The organism is Rickettsia amblyommatis, assembly GCF_002078335.1.
Classification (GTDB): Bacteria; Pseudomonadota; Alphaproteobacteria; order Rickettsiales; family Rickettsiaceae; genus Rickettsia; species Rickettsia rickettsii.
In genome coordinates this window covers 1336648-1351798 of record NZ_CP015012.1, presented here as the reverse complement: position 1 = coordinate 1351798, position 15151 = coordinate 1336648, and the positions used below count along the sequence as shown (strand labels likewise).

Sequence of the window (15151 nt, the reverse complement as noted above, 5' to 3'; positions counted from 1 at the left end):
CAGCCCTTCTTTCCTTTTCTCTGTATTAAGCGGAAAAAAGAAATCAATTCTTTCCTCTAGTTCTTTTCGTAAGCTTTCAATATTAGGTGAAAGATACGAGAATATTTTATTATAAACCCAGTTAAACACATTTTAAAACCTTTATTGATTTTAAAGTGTTACACGCTAAAAGATTTGCCGCAGCCGCAATTAGCTTTTTCGTTGGGATTGGTGAAAGTGAATTGGGATTTGAATTTAGTCTCTACATAGTCCATTTCAGAACCTAGAATATACATTAATGCCTTTGGGTCGATTAGTATCCGTACGCCCTTTTCTTCAACTACTTCATCGAATTGATTTTTACTATCGGCATATTCCACATAATAAGTCTGACCGGCACAACCGCCTGACTTAACCCCTACCCTAATACCAAAGGTATGCTTGGTGCGTTTTTCTATTAGCAATTTTACTTGCTTTGCAGCAGAATCGGTTAATGAAATAACATTTTTCATGTTTTAAGAGTCTTTTTTGCTTTCTTTTTTCTGTTTGTAATCGGCTATAGCTGCTTTTATTGCATCTTCAGCAAGTAGTGAGCAATGTAATTTTACCGGTGGAAGTGACAATTCTTTTGCTATTTCGGTATTTTTAATAATCTCGGCATCTTCTACCGATCTTCCTTTAACCCACTCCGTTACTAAAGAACTTGAAGCAATAGCTGAACCGCAGCCGAATGTTTTAAATTTAGCATCTGTAATAATCCCGTCATCATCAACTGCGATTTGTAGCTTCATAACGTCACCGCAAGCAGGAGCTCCAACTAGTCCTGTACCAACATTTTTATTTTCTTTATCAAGCGATCCAACATTACGAGGATTTTCATAATGATCTATCACTTTTTTGCTATAAGCCATTGTTATTCTCTAAAATTTGGTTTTGTATGTTATACTTGCGTGAATACCTGAGCCATCATTGCGAGGAAAAACTGCAAGTTTTGACGAAGCAATCTCAATATTCTCAATGTACAGCCCATTTAATCTTTTTCAAATCAATGCCCTCTTGCATCATTTCCCAAAGAGGGCTTAATTCCCTTAGTTTATCGATTTTTGAGCATATTAAATTTACTGCGTAGTCAACTTCCTGTTCGGTAGTAAACCTACCTATGCCGAACCTAATTGCAGCATGGGCAAGCTCTTCACCGATTCCCATAGAACGTAAAACATATGACGGCTCTAAAGAGGCAGAAGTACAAGCAGAACCGGAGGAAACCGCTAAATCTTTAATGGCAAGGATAATTGATTCTCCTTCAACTCCAGCAAAGCTTAAATTTAAATTACCTTTATATCTTTGATTTTTATCGCCGTTTAAATAAACTTCTGAAATTCGCTTATGTATATTATTTAAAAATCTGTCGAATAAGTAATTTACGTGCTTAGTATCTTTTTCCATCTCACTATACGCTATTTCAGCAGCCATGCCAAGCCCTACGATTAAAGGAGTCGGTAGCGTACCTGAACGCATACCTCTCTCCTGCCCACCACCGTTTATGAGCGGTGTAACACGCACACGAGGTTTTTTCCTTACATATAATGCCCCTATTCCTTTCGGACCGTAAATTTTATGCCCTGAGATACTTGCAAGATCAATATTAAACTCGTTAACATCAATTGGAATTTTACCAAAACCTTGAGCAATATCGGAATGAAAAAAAACACCCTTTTCACGGCAAATTTTCCCGATTTCCTTTAAAGGCTGAACAACACCTATTTCATTATTAACCACCATAACTGAAACTAACATAGTCTGATCGGTAATGGCATTCTTTAGAGTTTCTAAATCGATTATTCCATTTGGCTTAATCGGTAAGTATGTGATTTTTATACCTTCTGGCTCTAAATGCCTGCAAGCATCAAGTACGCATTTATGTTCACTGACTACGGTAATAATATGATTCTTTTTATTGCTGTAAAATTTTGCTATTCCCTTTATTGCAAGGTTGTTAGACTCAGTTGCACCGGAAGTGAAAATAATTTCTTTAGTATCCGCTCCTATTAACTTTGCTACCATACTCCTTGCCTCTTCAACGGCGTTTTCTGCCTCCCAACCGAAAGAATGGCTGCGTGAATGAGGATTGCCGAACTTGGTAGTAAAATAAGGCAACATGGCCTCCATTACTCTTGGATCTATTGGGGTCGTCGCCTGATAATCCATATATATCGGTAAGGTTAAATTGTTTAATTGTGGGTTCATATGGTTAAATTAATTCATGTTTTGGTATAGTTTAACAGTCATCGATGTCATCCCCCCGCGGAAGCGGGAATTTACATAAACGGAGCCGTGCAATAACGTCGCTTTTAGCTAGGAATGACATCGTAAATCTCCTCAAAAGCCTCTATAAAAGCCTCTATATCACTTACCGTATTAGTATGGCTTAAAGATATCCTAATCGAAGATTTTGCTTCTTCTGCCCCTACACCCATATTGGTTAATACATGCGATTTAGATATTTTGCCCGATGAACAAGCAGAACCGGAACTGATGCAAATATTATGTAAATCAAACCCGATTAATTTCGCTTGTGCATCCGTATTTGGTATAGTAATTAAGGTAGTATTAGGCAACCTAGCTACGTTATTACTAACAATATTTACATTAGGATATTTTTTTAATTTTTTCTCTAAATTTTCTTGTAACTTTTTGATTTTTATATAATTTTCTGAGATATTGTCTGTCCTCAATGCAGAAGCTAAACCAAATCCTGCAATTGCTAAAACATTTTCAGTGCCTGAGCGTACTGATTTTTCCTGCCCTCCTCCTATAATCATTGGAGTCACTTGAAAATTAGAGCTAGAAATTAAAGCAGCACCACCCTGCCCCCCTCCTATTTTATGCCCTGAAATTGTAGCAAAATCTAATCCTAATGCTTTGATATTTATTGGTATTCTGCCAAAACCTTGCACTAAATCGCTATGAAATTTTGCCTCATATTTTTTAGTTATTTTACCTATCTCAGCTATATCTTGTAAAACTCCGCTTTCATTATTAGCCATTATTACGGAAACTAGTTTTTTACTAGTATTACTTTGAGCTAACAACTCTTCTAAATGTTCTGAATCAACTAGCCCTTGCGTATTAACTCTTATAACTTTAATATTTGGAGCATAGTTTATATGGTTATAGATCGATAAATGTTCAATAGCTGAAATAAAAATATCGCCGTCATAAAAATTTTTCATTATTAAGTTATTACCTTCAGTCCCTGATGAAGTAAAAGTAATATCATATTCTCTAGATGATAAGGTTATACCAAGAGCCGCCGCCATTTGTGCGCGTGCCGTTTCTATGAGATGCTTAGCAAATCTACCTGAGCTATGTGCTGATGAAGGGTTAAGCTCCTTGTCCATTAAACTTATTATGAATTCCTTAACTCTAGGGTCGATAAAAGTAGTAGCATTATGGTCTAAATATATCATATATTTAAATTTGAGTTTAAAGCATCTTTAATTGAGATATTTTCAAAATAATCTCTAATATGCTTACTAAGACCTTGCCATAATTGATGCGAATTACATTTTATTGTATCAGGCACGCAAGCTTTAACTGACTTCTTATAGCAGGTAGTCATTATAAAATTTTCGTTAACGGCGTCCATAATATCGGAAATTTTTATTTCTTCTAGGTTACCTATTAAAATATACCCACCTTTCGATCCTCTAATAGCCTTAACTAGATCAGCTTTTTTAAGTTTAGAAAATATCTGCTCTAAATAGTTAAGCGATATATTTTGTTTTACGGACATTTCATTCAAAGTGACCGGTTCGGCACTTGATTTTGAAGCCATTTCAAGTATTGCCATTACGGCATATCTTCCTTTCGTCGTCAGCATCATATAACCAACCTATTAAAACTTAAAATTGTTTTATATCTACAATACCCAAGTAATTTAGTCAAGTATATAATTATATTATTTAACAAAAAATTAGCTTGTTAATATAAACTAAAATTTAATTGTGTAGAAACTAGCAGAAGTAGAAAAGAAGGAGAGAATATTATAAATAAGTGATTAATCCAACGTTACCTAAGGACATTATTGCATGGTGCAAAAAACACCTTCGATGTCATTCCTAGCTAGAAGCGGGAATCCAAAATTGTTTTGTCATCATCCCGCAAGCTTGTAGTGGGACCCAACTTAAATATTAGTACTTTAAATTATTTTTATGGTCCCAGTGGTCAAGCGAACTAGGTGACATAGTGGGTTTTACCAATCCACGCAACAATGCCGGAGTATGACATTTAATTATAAATAGTTAATTATTTTATTATCCACGCCCTCTGTTTGTTGTTCTATTTCTAGTTTTAGGTTTTGAAGAAGCAGCAATATTTTTTAAATTAGCTTGATAATTTTTAATTTTCTCTATTCTTTCCTCTCTTAGTTTTTCATAATGAGTTTTAGCATTTTTTCCGAAACCTAATTTGGTTTCCATATTTTTTACAAAATCAGTAACAAGTATTCGTGGATACCCTTGAATATCGATTTGACAATTTTTATCTAAAGCACCGGGCATAGTTTCTTGTATTTTTTTTTACAGCACGCGGTACATATCTAAAGCTTCAGGTTGATAATGACCGCTATTATTACGAAGGTAATAAATTTTCCCCTATCATTTATACCTATAACTCCTGCTGCTTCCGCAGGCTTTCCACTTAAAAATGAACCGTGAACAAGATTTTTAGTATTTGGCAAATATTGATTTTTATGAGTACCCATATAAATTGTTCCATCCTCTCCCATTACAAATGCTTGAACATTATTCATGCTTTTACTTTCTTTACCGATAGTAGAAGCTACTTTACCGTTAGCATCAAGTCATCTTTGAGAGAAGGTATCATAGAATAATTGGTGATTTTTTTCCTCTGGTCCCATACGTAATATTTCAAATTCATGCCCATCCCATATTTGTTTACCTTGAGCTATTTCTTGAAGATGATGTTCTGCAAGTTTTGGATTTGGATGAACTACTTTAACTCTTACAGAATCTACTATAGCATCGTTTAATTTGCCTAACTCATGTTCCGGTATTAAAGCATGCTTAAATTTCTTTATTAATCTATTCCAATTATCTCTAGCTCTAGTTTGTGGATCTCTAAAAGGTGTATCAATATTTCGTTCGGCATCTCCAACTAGATAAACTTTATTATCTTTTTGGACTCAGTTATCTTTGTATAAAGGCTCTCCTTCTTGATTTATAAGTGGACTTTTTCTTTCAATAGCAACTAATTGACCATCCTTATAAAGAATAATTTTTTCATTACTTAGTCCAAACTTTGAATTAATTTGTATTTTACCCTGATAATTTAAATTACCAATACCGATACCGTCAATATCTGCAATTTGAATATCTCTATTTTTATCAACAAATTTTCTAATTTCTTCAGAATTATTAATAAATTGACCGTGATCCTTTAATATTCCTTGTATATCGCCGGTAGTATAAGTAAATTCTTCTTTGATTGTTTTTGTGTCCTTTATAAGACCTACTGCAGCGAAAATTTGTTGAAAGAAATTTAGATTTCTCTTTACTTCAACATTTTTTACTCCAATAGCTTCTCGTTCATGAATTACCAATTGATCCGGCTTTAAGTAGCCGCCTTTATCATAAATATTAATTACTCTTCCTTTTATAAGGTCTACTTCTGTTGCTTCTTTATCGTGTGCAAATTCCTTAACTTGCGGCTCTTCTGCAAACCTTACTTTCTTTTTTCCTGACCCATTTAAATTACCTAAATTTATAAATAACTTTAGGTTTTATTTTAACAATGCAAACTTTTATTTTTTTAATAATAGGCTGTTTTTTTAGTAAATTGAGGATTTAAAATCACATATTATATGATAACTGATTTTTCTTATATATAGTGCGATAGATTCTTGTTAATTTGCCAAATAGCGACAAATACTAAACAAGTTGTAAACATTTGTAGTAGCTGTAATAATATGCTTAATTCCGGTATTAATATAATAATAATCGGTTGTAATATTATCGGGACTCCGCTTGAAAACATTACTAGCCTTATAGAAGTTTGTATTGAAGTTTTAGTAGTAAGTAAATTAGCTAAGCTATATACTAACAAAACTATAATACTTCTCTCTAATAAGAATGTTACAAACCAAAATAATATAATAGCCGGCATGCCGAAATAAATAAATAAATTTGGTGCATATAATAAATTATCGGCAAAATATTTTTTTATTATTTCAGGCGTTAAAATTACTTCATTTTGTTTAAATATCTCAGAATAGTTAACAGTACTGGGGAAATTTTTCTTAGTATTGCCTACAATTAAATTTATCTTCAGCTTATTCTCTTCAAGTACAAACGGTATTTTGCTTTTTTCTTCGTTAGAAACTTGATTTTTGGTATCAATGACGACTATTTTATGGTTATTCTTGCTATATAAATATATAGGCTCTACTTCTTCAACTGAAATGTTTGAATTATTATATTTAATTTCCGGTAATTGATTGATAATATATTCAATGTTGGCTGTAACTTTTGATGATTGTATTCCGTTAAAATAATCTTTTAAAGTTATTATGTAATTTAATATAAAAATACAATAAATTATTGATGGGATAAAAGATAAGGTAAAGACATATCTTATTCCGTACCCTTGATAGTTTTTATATACGTCTTTATAAAACTCTATAGAGCTAATTGATAAACGTAATTGACGGAGTAATGCATTTAATCCTCCTAATATAAATGATAATAAATACATGTATAATAATTTATTTAAGTTTTTCAACCTCTTCCTTCTTTAATCCGGTTGAGGTAGCTATTAAATCAGTTTTTACACCGGCTTTGATTAAATTTGGGGCTATATTAATTGTGATTTAAGTATTTTTTCTATTTCTATTATATCATTTTGACCAAGTTTGTTCAAAGTGTAGAATAAAATTAACTCTATAATCCCTATATTAACCTCAGCAAATATAGGTAAAAGGTCCGCTATTTCTTACCATCTCTTTAACAAATCGCGTGTATGAATGTGCTTCATAACAAATTATAAAATTCCGGACCAAGTATTTTCTGTCAATTTTTCATCAGGAATTTCATGAACATTAATTCGCTGATAATCATTAATCCAAGTAGCTTTTACTAATTCACTATTTTCAAATAATTCCCATAAATTTAAAGGAGCAGTATATTTTTGTATGCCATTATAAAACACTAAAGGATATATGAAAGGAAATTTTGTATTTTTTAGTACTTTCTATGATATTCAGCAATATCTAACATATACCTAAATAACCGAAAAGCCATATCATAGTGTGTGACACGAGGTTGTATCAAAGAGTTGTGTCCGCTAGGCAACCATCTATGTCACTAGATGAAACCTAAGAGTATGAATAAAGATACTCAAAATGAAATATTTACCGATTGTAAGACATGTGAAAGTTAAAATGGATACTACAATATATGATCCGGCATATTAAGAAATATTTTGAAAAGCGTGAGCCGACTCAAAAGAAACTCATCACATGTGCATTAGGTTCATAATAAAACGCTCCATTGAATGGGAGTAAGGTGACACACAACCAAATAGCTGGGTCTAACAAGGTTTGAGCTGTGTGCGGGAAAACCAGCATACACGATTCTTAGGAGAGTGGCAATTGCTGCTTATCTGATTTTACATTTATTAGGTGTCAGAAGAGATTAACATTAGACAATATTACTATTTTCACCCTTTTCATCCTGCACGTAAGAATCGTTTTTTTCATTCAATATATCATCACGGTTTGTATATAAAGATTCAATAAATAAATATAGAGTCCTTTAAAGCTAGTTGCACATCTATATTGTCCTTATCATGTCTTTCTATAGCTTTAGGAAGCCCAAATTCTCTAACTACATTACCTAATTCTTTTATATTAGCTCGAAATTTAGTGGAATAAGAATTTGATATAGGTGTTTTTGAGAGATTTATTATTTCGTTTCTACATTCTTGTGTTTTAATAATAGCTATTTTCTTTAAGTTATCGTCTAAATCCTCCATTCCAATTTTATTGCGAATAATATCGTTTATACTAATTACTTTATTTCCATGCTTTCTCTCATGCCTTGCTGCTACTATACTGCAAGCCAAATCTGTTAATATATCTATTAAGAAACTTTGCGTTATTAAATCTATACCTTTTGCTAATATTTTTATTATACCCTCTTTCTCATTAATATTATTTTTAAATATTTTAGTTTCAGCAATACAGCAAGCATTTATGATATTTTTTTATATTCCAATAAAATGCATTACAGTAATCGTATAATAATGGGCTTTCTTGTGCTAAACTTTCAATTTCTCTAAAGATTTCTGCTTTTTGTATTGTTCCACTAGCTTTTAGTGTTTTATTGTGGCTATCTATCTTAATTGCATAGGCATCTAATCTTTTATTTGCCCCAGCATCTAGTAATTTAAAATTACTGGTTTTCAACCTTATTTTTGCATCTTGAATTATTGCACTTGAAAACTTCAGCTTACTACTATGTTTAAATATCTGTTTTTCTTCTTCAGGCTCAAGCTTTTCATTCTTAATAAAGCAATCACATGGTTCTTGGACTGCTAATTCGTTAAATAGTTGCCTCTTAGTTCTGTGTTAATTTCTGCTGGATAAATAGTGGCTATTTTCTTTTATTTTTGGTAATTCGTTAAAACTTGTAGTAAACCATTCTATTACTTCAGGATTTTTACTTTTCTTATATTCTTGAGTGATATGATATGGTCGGTTATTTTGTGTAGGATGGTGTTTGCCTTTGTGTGTAAATCTTCATCAAATTGGAATGCTTCAATTTTAGTTAAGTAAATTATTTTTAATTCATTAAATTGTTTATGACCCCCTTTATTAACTAACATTACTTTTAATATTTCAATTAAATTCCAAGCAGCTTCATACTTAGCATATCTGTCAACATAAGGGTCACTGAGTATATCTTTGAACACTTTAAATGCTTCTTCTGCCGGTTTGACCTTTCCTAATTCAACTAAACTTAAAGCAGACTCGGATTTAATAATATAGTCAGAATTACTAAATAGATTTTTTAGTATTTTAGATGCGTCATGTGATATATTGGGGTTTATTTGTATTATCCAACCTAGGATTTTGGTGATTGTGAATTCAATATAATTACTAGGGTTATTAAGTAGTGTATTCAATATTTTTAATGTCTCTTGGACTAAACTAGGATTTATACGTACTGTTTCAGTTAAGCTCCAAATAACTACAATTTTGACTTCGTTGCTGGAATCGTTTAATACTTCTTTCAATATACTAAATATTGCTAATGTTAAACTGGGTACAATATATATTAAATCTAAGCTTAAAACAGCCGTAGTCTTAATATAAATATTAGAATCATTTAGTAAGATCTTGTAGTGTATCTAAAGCTTCTTGTTCATGCATTACACTTAGCATTTCAGTTAAGCTTCGAGTCGCTTGATATAAAATTTCATTATTAGGGTTACCAAATAGTTATTCTGATTTTAAACATTGCACAGTATCAAATTTGATATAATGAGCATTACGGATTAGTGTGTTCAATATGTTCAATGCTTCTTTTACTAAATTAGGCTTTGCTTTTACTATTTCAACTAAAACTGAAACTGCCTCGAACTTGAAATTTTCTATAGGATCATTAAATAATTCTTGCAGTGCATTAAATGCCTTGGGTGCTATATTAGGTGTTGTATTTACTATCTTAACTAAGCTTTTAGTAACTAAGTATTGGTTGTATAATTTTTTTACCTGATTTAATATTTTTATATCTAAATTAGGCATAATATTAATTATTTCAATCAATATTATATTTACATATGCATTTAATACCTTTTTATTTAATAACGGTATTATTTTTTTTAAAGCTTTCCTGTAATACTGTCTGATCTATCGTCTCATCTCATATTTGGGCTAATTTTTGTAATTGTTCCTCTTTAATTTCTAATAGGCTTGTTAACCTCTTATAAATTTTTGTTTTACTGCCCCATTCATTTCTATTTGCTAATCCTGTGATGATGCCTATAACTGTTTTAAATTCTTGAGGATCAGGTTTTTTGTTTTGTAATTTTTCATTTACTGCTTTAACAATCGCTTCCGATAAATAACCGCTGTCTATTATATGTTGTTCTCAACCCGTAATATCTTTTAGCGCAACTTCATCTATTAAATTTTGTATTTGTTTTAAATTCGGTATTCTACTATCAAATTTCCCGTTCATTTTGCTTTGAGCTAATAAATGCATTAAAAGTATAATCTTTCTTTCAATCCCTAACTCTAATATCCCCTATCAACATTACATGTTACAGCTTTTTTAAATAACATGCGGCTAAAAATTCTTGAATAGTTAAGTGAATAAATTGATAATTACTTCCTTCTCTTTTTAATCATCCTTGTTCTATAACTTCATCTATATAATTAGCTTCAGTTTTATTTTTATATTTATTTTGGGTTTTTTCTAGATGCCTAATTATTAAGCCAGTTTATTATTTCACTATATAAACGACTTATATTAAAATCTTCATCACTGTTTTTGTGAAACTGATCCCTTATATCTTGATCACTCCAAACCAAACATATTAATGCAGTATTGATAGGAACTTCACATATTTCTTTTGGCTATGGAGTATCCAAAAAGCTTTTTAATTGTACTCCTAGCTCTTTATCATACTCAAAATTTTTATGTACATATTGCTCTATTCCCTCACTATCCCAGCCTGTATTGTCTACTTTCCGTGCAAACCTGTTACGCATTTCTTCTACAACCGCATTAGGTTTAGAACTCATTATTACGTTTTTATATTCTAATATTTTATCTGTTAACTTTTTAAATTCATCTCGAGTATTTAGATGTGCTACTTAGTCATACCCATCAAGTAATAACAACATCTTATCTTTATTTTATCCATTATTGCCTTAACACTTAAGGTACTTTCACTACTGCCTAAACAATAATGGATAAAACAATTAAGCTTACTTTGAGATAAATTATTAATATCAAAATACCCACTATAACCGTCTTTCCAACTTGCATTTAATAATTCTTTTACTCTAAAAACATAATTCAAACTTATCGCTCCATAACTCCCCTTTTCCCCCCATAACTCCCCTTTTCCCCATTTATAAGATATATAATGCATTAACGTGGTTTTACCTATGCCTGCACTACCGAGTAACAGTACTTTACCGACATCTGCTTTTATTCTGTTTACTTGCTCAATGATATTTTTTATTTCTGATTCACTTTTATTAGGTAGATTTCTGCGAAGTATCTCAAACTTATGTTCTTCATCTAGTGACTTAACTATATTATCAATTTTTTCTTCTTGAACTTGATAATTTTTATTAAACAGCTCTCTTATCTTTCCGTATCTATGGCTTTAAAAATATTCTCTATTTCTATCGATCTCTTGTCTCCGACAACTTTATTGCGTAATGCTGCTTTAGCTGCTTCATCGTCTTCACTCAATAATATCTGTAATTTTACGTAATATTCATCTAAAGACTGAGCTTTGATTTTCGTATCTTCTATTAGCTTTGGTAAAGTATCGTGAGAGCTATATAAGGTTCTTAACTTGTCAGTTAATGATTTTGAAGTAGAAGGCTTCATATTTTTACTTAATAGTAGAAAGTATATTTTTATTAGAAAACCTAATTAGATTAAAACAATTATTAGGTGTGAGTTTAAGAATTTAATTGTATTTAAGCAATTTAAAATTGATTAACCAAAATAATTTATTTTTTTTATTTATTGCCATTATTAATTATTAATGTATAAGAAATTATACACTCAACAAAATTAGCACTTATAGTTATGAAATATAAAAATATGAAACGAACATCTAAAATATATTAGCCATAGGAATTTTAATAGCCGGTAATAATATATTTGCACAGGACACGAAGTCTGCTAAAGAATAAGGACAAAGAGGGATTATTAGAACTAAGCTGTAGAGGGCTTTAGCAACTATAGGGTTTTCAAATGCACTACGTACAATCTTATCATGTTTAGGCTTTTTTTGTATAATATAATTTTACGAAGAAAATAATTTTAATTAGAGGTAGTATTAAAGTTCAATATTATATATAAGTTTGTTGATAAAAAATGATTTATTTACTAATATCTATATTTCCATAAATAATATTAGTTTTATATGCTACTGCTACTTCCTGAAATAACTTTGACTTTAATAGCACTTTTAGGGCAGTTTTTTGCCGTAATGATCCCAAATAAAAATAGAATTATTTCTAATATCATTATTTTACTATGCATATTATCAATTTTTCTTACCTTTAAGTACTCAAGTTATGAAGGAGTATGGTACTCATTTGCTACCGGAATAAATATCGGTATTAGTAAAAGCATAGTTCTACTATTCACTATTATCTCCATGATTATATACCGTGATTACTCTATTCTTGTTGCTGAGGAATTAAAGTTTGAATTTATTACTTTAATGTTATTATCGGTCGTAGGTATTTTTGTTGCAATTTCATCACGGAATTTTCTATTATTATTCTGCGGTATGGAGCTTACTGCTTTAACTTCATATGCACTTGCAGGATTCAAATTAAATGATATGAAATCATCGGAAGGTGCTTTAAAATATTTTATCTTAGGTAGTTTAGTTAGTTGTTTATCATTATTCGGTATTTCTTTTATATACGGATTCGGCGGAAGTCTACAATTTGAGGATATCTTATATAAACTAAATGATAATTCCGGAATAAATCTTGGTTTAATAATCGGTATTGTACTATTTTTAAGTAGTATTTTCTTTAAACTCTCAAGTGTTCCACTCCATTTTTGGGTCCCTGACGTATATGAAGGATCACCGATTACTTCGGTTACTTATTTCACCACTGCTTCAAAAATAGGTATGGTTATTGTTTTATTCAATATCAGCAAATTAATTATAGGTAATTACTACCCTATTAATTATAATTTAATAAAGATAATTGCTATATTATCTATGCTGCTTGGAGTTTTTGGAGCCATTCGTCAAACTTCTCTAAAAAGATTAATGGCTTATAGTACTATTTTAAATATCGGTTATGTATTAATCGGCGTTCTTCTGCATAATCAAGAAGGATATAAAGCAGCTCTACTATATATTCTAATATATGCGGTAGGGAGTATAGGCTTTTTTACTTGCTTAATTATACTGCTCGGTAAAGACACCGATAAAGCTAGTTTTAAAACTATACAAGGAATTGCAGAGCACCATAAAACTATAGCTGCCGTAATTAGCATAGTTATGTTTTCAATGATTGGAATCCCTCCTCTTACAGGATTTTTCGGTAAATATTACCTTTTGTACCAAGCAATTAATCAAGAAGAATTCGCATTAGCTTATTGTGGTATTTTTACCAGCGTAGTTGCTGCGTTTTATTACCTTAAAGTAGTAAAAGCCATGTATTTTTCTAAAAAGATTGAGATAATTAAGCTGCCGATGCAATATGGGCTTTTACTGATTAATTATTTAGTTGTAGGCTTCTTGTTGCTTGGTTCATTTATTATCTCGTTTTAGCCGGTGTAGACTTTTTATTAACAACACTAGCTGCAATAGTTTTAGTAGGCTTCATAACCTTTTCTTTTAGATTCTTTATATGTTTTAGATTTTCTTCATCTAATTTTAATAAATCTTGGTCTTTTTGTTTAGCTTTTTTAGCTAGACCTAATTGACTTGGAGTAACACTAACAATATAATCCGTTCCAACTTCTTTCTTAAATTTTTCTAGAGCATCTACATATTCTCTGTTTGCATATATATTTGTCTTTACCGACTTTTGTTTTGGTTCTTTCTTTATTTTATAAGAAGAACCAGCTAAATTTCTTGTATCTTTAATATCTTCATTTAAACTTTTTATTGTCTTTATTAAATGTTTTTTCGCACTATCTCTCATACCAAGTATTTCTAAAATTCTTGCAAAATTAGTAGTAATTTTATTTCTTAATTTAAGTTTTTGTCCTCCTTTTTTCTTTCTTCATAATTAAGAATTTTCTCAAAATAATCGGGATACTCTTTCATTAATGTTTTTAATCCTTGCTCTTTTACTTCGTAATAAGGAAAACTATATTTTTTAGATAATTAAACTATTTACTTTAATTTCTAAGCCGTATTCCTTTAAGGATTCTTGCCTTTTTTTCATTGTATCTATTAGACTAGCCTTAATTTCTTCAGGCGTTATTTGTTTAGAGTGTTTATTATTAAATTGCTTTGGCATCGCTTGTTTTGTACATTCTGCAATTGCTTCATTACTATAATATTTAGTTAATTCATCAAAACTTTTATCAATAGTTTTGCTTAAATCAATTTTAGAAACTGCAAGTAAGCTATCGGCAAAATTAGGATTTTTTGTTCTTAAATTAGAAGGAAATTCTCTAAAATGGTTAGTGGGACCTAATCCAGGCAAATGTTTAGCTCTTGAATGCGGATATATATTATTTTCAAAACTACCAGCAAAATCAATTCTTACTAATTTAGGTAAAGTTTTTGGATTGTTTTGATCTCTGATAACTCCTATATTTCCAACATGTATATCAAAATCGCCTATCAATAAACTTGCCGGCATAATGTTTTCAAAGTTCTGATACTTAATTTCCTTAAAAGCATTTTCTAAGGTTCTAAATAATTTATTTCTAGCCCTATAAAAAGTGGTCTACCGCCGTCCTTTCTAAACCAAGAACTCGGTTTAGTTTTAGCAGACATATGTTTATCCATGTCCACATACATATCGCTACTATAATTCTCAAAAAATTCAGATTTGACATATATTTGCGAATCAACAGCTTTAGATTTATTAAAATCATCAGGAGCAATTAAATTAACCTTTGCTCCATTTCCAGGACTTATAGTTTCAAAAATTTGAGAAAAAACTCGGCTATATTTTTTGCGCTTGAAGCCTCTTTGTTTATCATCGCCGTAATTTTACCGTCTAAGCTTTGATATACTCCGCCATGCTCTCCTGTCTCATTAGCTCCGCCTCCTTTAGGCTTTAAAAAATTCCAACCTTTAAATACTGATTTCTTATTTTACGTCATCTTCGCCTCTTTATAATGATTTACATCAAATTGATAATTTTGATATAATTATAAAACATATTATTTTATATCAAGGACAGAAGCCA

At 30.7% G+C, this 15151-nt stretch carries 17 protein-coding genes and 2 pseudogenes; 1 reads left to right on the top strand and 18 read right to left on the bottom strand.

The window, feature by feature from the left end:
• Positions 1–158 precede the first annotated feature (158 nt).
• From A3305_RS07745 to A3305_RS09120, 17 genes and pseudogenes are all read right to left on the bottom strand, one after another.
• Entirely contained in the window at positions 159–491 is a 333-nt protein-coding gene (locus A3305_RS07745; protein ID WP_014392429.1) for an iron-sulfur cluster assembly accessory protein, read from the bottom strand.
• A gap of 3 nt (positions 492–494) precedes the next feature.
• Positions 495–890 carry a Fe-S cluster assembly scaffold IscU gene (gene iscU, locus A3305_RS07740; RefSeq protein ID WP_014392428.1) on the bottom strand — a complete coding sequence of 132 codons (396 nt, stop codon included), beginning with the start codon at positions 888–890 and terminating at the stop codon, positions 495–497.
• Positions 891–993: 103 nt separating this feature from the next.
• On the bottom strand, positions 994–2226 hold the full coding sequence (locus tag A3305_RS07735) for an IscS subfamily cysteine desulfurase (protein WP_014392427.1): 1233 nt from the start codon (positions 2224–2226) through the stop codon (positions 994–996).
• Positions 2227–2330: 104 nt separating this feature from the next.
• The gene (locus A3305_RS07730) at positions 2331–3449 is read right to left on the bottom strand and encodes a cysteine desulfurase family protein (RefSeq protein ID WP_014392426.1); all 1119 of its coding nucleotides are present in this window, start codon (positions 3447–3449) and stop codon (positions 2331–2333) included.
• A complete protein-coding gene (locus A3305_RS07725; protein ID WP_014392425.1) occupies positions 3446–3865 on the bottom strand; it encodes a Fe-S cluster assembly transcription factor in 420 nt (139 codons plus the stop codon). The genes A3305_RS07730 and A3305_RS07725 overlap by 4 nt, the downstream gene beginning before the upstream one ends.
• Positions 3866–4295: 430 nt before the next feature.
• Complete coding sequence (locus A3305_RS07720; RefSeq protein ID WP_041860518.1) at positions 4296–4541, bottom strand: hypothetical protein; 246 nt, start codon at positions 4539–4541, stop codon at positions 4296–4298.
• A 38-nt stretch (positions 4542–4579) separates the two neighbouring features.
• The gene (locus tag A3305_RS07715) at positions 4580–4792 is read right to left on the bottom strand and encodes a hypothetical protein (RefSeq protein WP_226983924.1); all 213 of its coding nucleotides are present in this window, start codon (positions 4790–4792) and stop codon (positions 4580–4582) included.
• A gap of 393 nt (positions 4793–5185) precedes the next feature.
• Positions 5186–5602 carry a hypothetical protein gene (locus tag A3305_RS07710; RefSeq protein ID WP_014392424.1) on the bottom strand — a complete coding sequence of 139 codons (417 nt, stop codon included), beginning with the start codon at positions 5600–5602 and terminating at the stop codon, positions 5186–5188.
• Positions 5603–5880: 278 nt separating this feature from the next.
• Positions 5881–6753 carry a DUF1189 family protein gene (locus A3305_RS07705; RefSeq protein WP_041860517.1) on the bottom strand — a complete coding sequence of 291 codons (873 nt, stop codon included), beginning with the start codon at positions 6751–6753 and terminating at the stop codon, positions 5881–5883.
• A 105-nt stretch (positions 6754–6858) separates the two neighbouring features.
• Positions 6859–7304: pseudogene (locus A3305_RS11910) on the bottom strand (Rpn family recombination-promoting nuclease/putative transposase); the annotation flags it as partial.
• Positions 7305–7788: 484 nt separating this feature from the next.
• On the bottom strand, positions 7789–8121 hold the full coding sequence (locus A3305_RS07690) for a hypothetical protein (protein WP_014392022.1): 333 nt from the start codon (positions 8119–8121) through the stop codon (positions 7789–7791).
• Between the two features lie 109 nt (positions 8122–8230).
• Positions 8231–8464: a hypothetical protein gene (locus A3305_RS07685; RefSeq protein WP_045799405.1), complete on the bottom strand. Its 234-nt coding sequence runs from the start codon at positions 8462–8464 to the stop codon at positions 8231–8233.
• Positions 8465–8703: 239 nt separating this feature from the next.
• Entirely contained in the window at positions 8704–9336 is a 633-nt protein-coding gene (locus tag A3305_RS07680; protein ID WP_331270789.1) for a HEAT repeat domain-containing protein, read from the bottom strand.
• Positions 9337–9499: 163 nt separating this feature from the next.
• Complete coding sequence (locus A3305_RS09130; RefSeq protein ID WP_155845528.1) at positions 9500–9805, bottom strand: hypothetical protein; 306 nt, start codon at positions 9803–9805, stop codon at positions 9500–9502.
• An 834-nt stretch (positions 9806–10639) separates the two neighbouring features.
• Positions 10640–10807: a hypothetical protein gene (locus A3305_RS10935; RefSeq protein ID WP_226983923.1), complete on the bottom strand. Its 168-nt coding sequence runs from the start codon at positions 10805–10807 to the stop codon at positions 10640–10642.
• 68 nt (positions 10808–10875) lie between these two features.
• On the bottom strand, positions 10876–11160 hold the full coding sequence (locus tag A3305_RS10930) for a hypothetical protein (RefSeq protein WP_226983922.1): 285 nt from the start codon (positions 11158–11160) through the stop codon (positions 10876–10878).
• Positions 11161–11378: 218 nt separating this feature from the next.
• Positions 11379–11630, bottom strand: a complete 252-nt coding sequence (locus tag A3305_RS09120) for a hypothetical protein (RefSeq protein ID WP_095531991.1) — start codon at positions 11628–11630, stop codon at positions 11379–11381.
• Positions 11631–12174: 544 nt separating this feature from the next.
• Here A3305_RS09120 and nuoN point away from each other — a divergent pair.
• Positions 12175–13551: an NADH-quinone oxidoreductase subunit NuoN gene (gene nuoN, locus A3305_RS07655; protein WP_014392418.1), complete on the top strand. Its 1377-nt coding sequence runs from the start codon at positions 12175–12177 to the stop codon at positions 13549–13551.
• Here nuoN and A3305_RS07650 read toward each other — a convergent pair.
• Positions 13538–15056, bottom strand: a pseudogene (locus tag A3305_RS07650) (hypothetical protein); the annotation flags it as partial. The gene nuoN and the pseudogene A3305_RS07650 overlap by 14 nt on opposite strands.
• Between the last annotated feature and the right edge of the window lie 95 nt (positions 15057–15151).

Bases quoted from the DNA above. Each gene is read 5' to 3' on its own strand.
- A3305_RS07745 (WP_014392429.1), bottom strand. From the start codon at position 491: ATGAAAAATGTTATTTCATTAACCGATTCTGCTGCAAAGCAAGTAAAA.
- A3305_RS07715 (WP_226983924.1), bottom strand. From the start codon at position 4,792: ATGAATAATGTTCAAGCATTTGTAATGGGAGAGGATGGAACAATTTAT.
- iscU (WP_014392428.1), bottom strand. From the start codon at position 890: ATGGCTTATAGCAAAAAAGTGATAGATCATTATGAAAATCCTCGTAAT.
- A3305_RS07735 (WP_014392427.1), bottom strand. From the start codon at position 2,226: ATGAACCCACAATTAAACAATTTAACCTTACCGATATATATGGATTAT.
- A3305_RS09130 (WP_155845528.1), bottom strand. From the start codon at position 9,805: ATGCCTAATTTAGATATAAAAATATTAAATCAGGTAAAAAAATTATAC.
- A3305_RS10935 (WP_226983923.1), bottom strand. From the start codon at position 10,807: ATGAGTTCTAAACCTAATGCGGTTGTAGAAGAAATGCGTAACAGGTTT.
- A3305_RS07720 (WP_041860518.1), bottom strand. From the start codon at position 4,541: ATGCCCGGTGCTTTAGATAAAAATTGTCAAATCGATATTCAAGGGTAT.
- A3305_RS10930 (WP_226983922.1), bottom strand. From the start codon at position 11,160: ATGCATTATATATCTTATAAATGGGGAAAAGGGGAGTTATGGGGGGAA.
- A3305_RS07730 (WP_014392426.1), bottom strand. From the start codon at position 3,449: ATGATATATTTAGACCATAATGCTACTACTTTTATCGACCCTAGAGTT.
- A3305_RS07725 (WP_014392425.1), bottom strand. From the start codon at position 3,865: ATGATGCTGACGACGAAAGGAAGATATGCCGTAATGGCAATACTTGAA.
- A3305_RS07705 (WP_041860517.1), bottom strand. From the start codon at position 6,753: ATGTATTTATTATCATTTATATTAGGAGGATTAAATGCATTACTCCGT.
- nuoN (WP_014392418.1), top strand. From the start codon at position 12,175: ATGCTACTGCTACTTCCTGAAATAACTTTGACTTTAATAGCACTTTTA.
- A3305_RS09120 (WP_095531991.1), bottom strand. From the start codon at position 11,630: ATGAAGCCTTCTACTTCAAAATCATTAACTGACAAGTTAAGAACCTTA.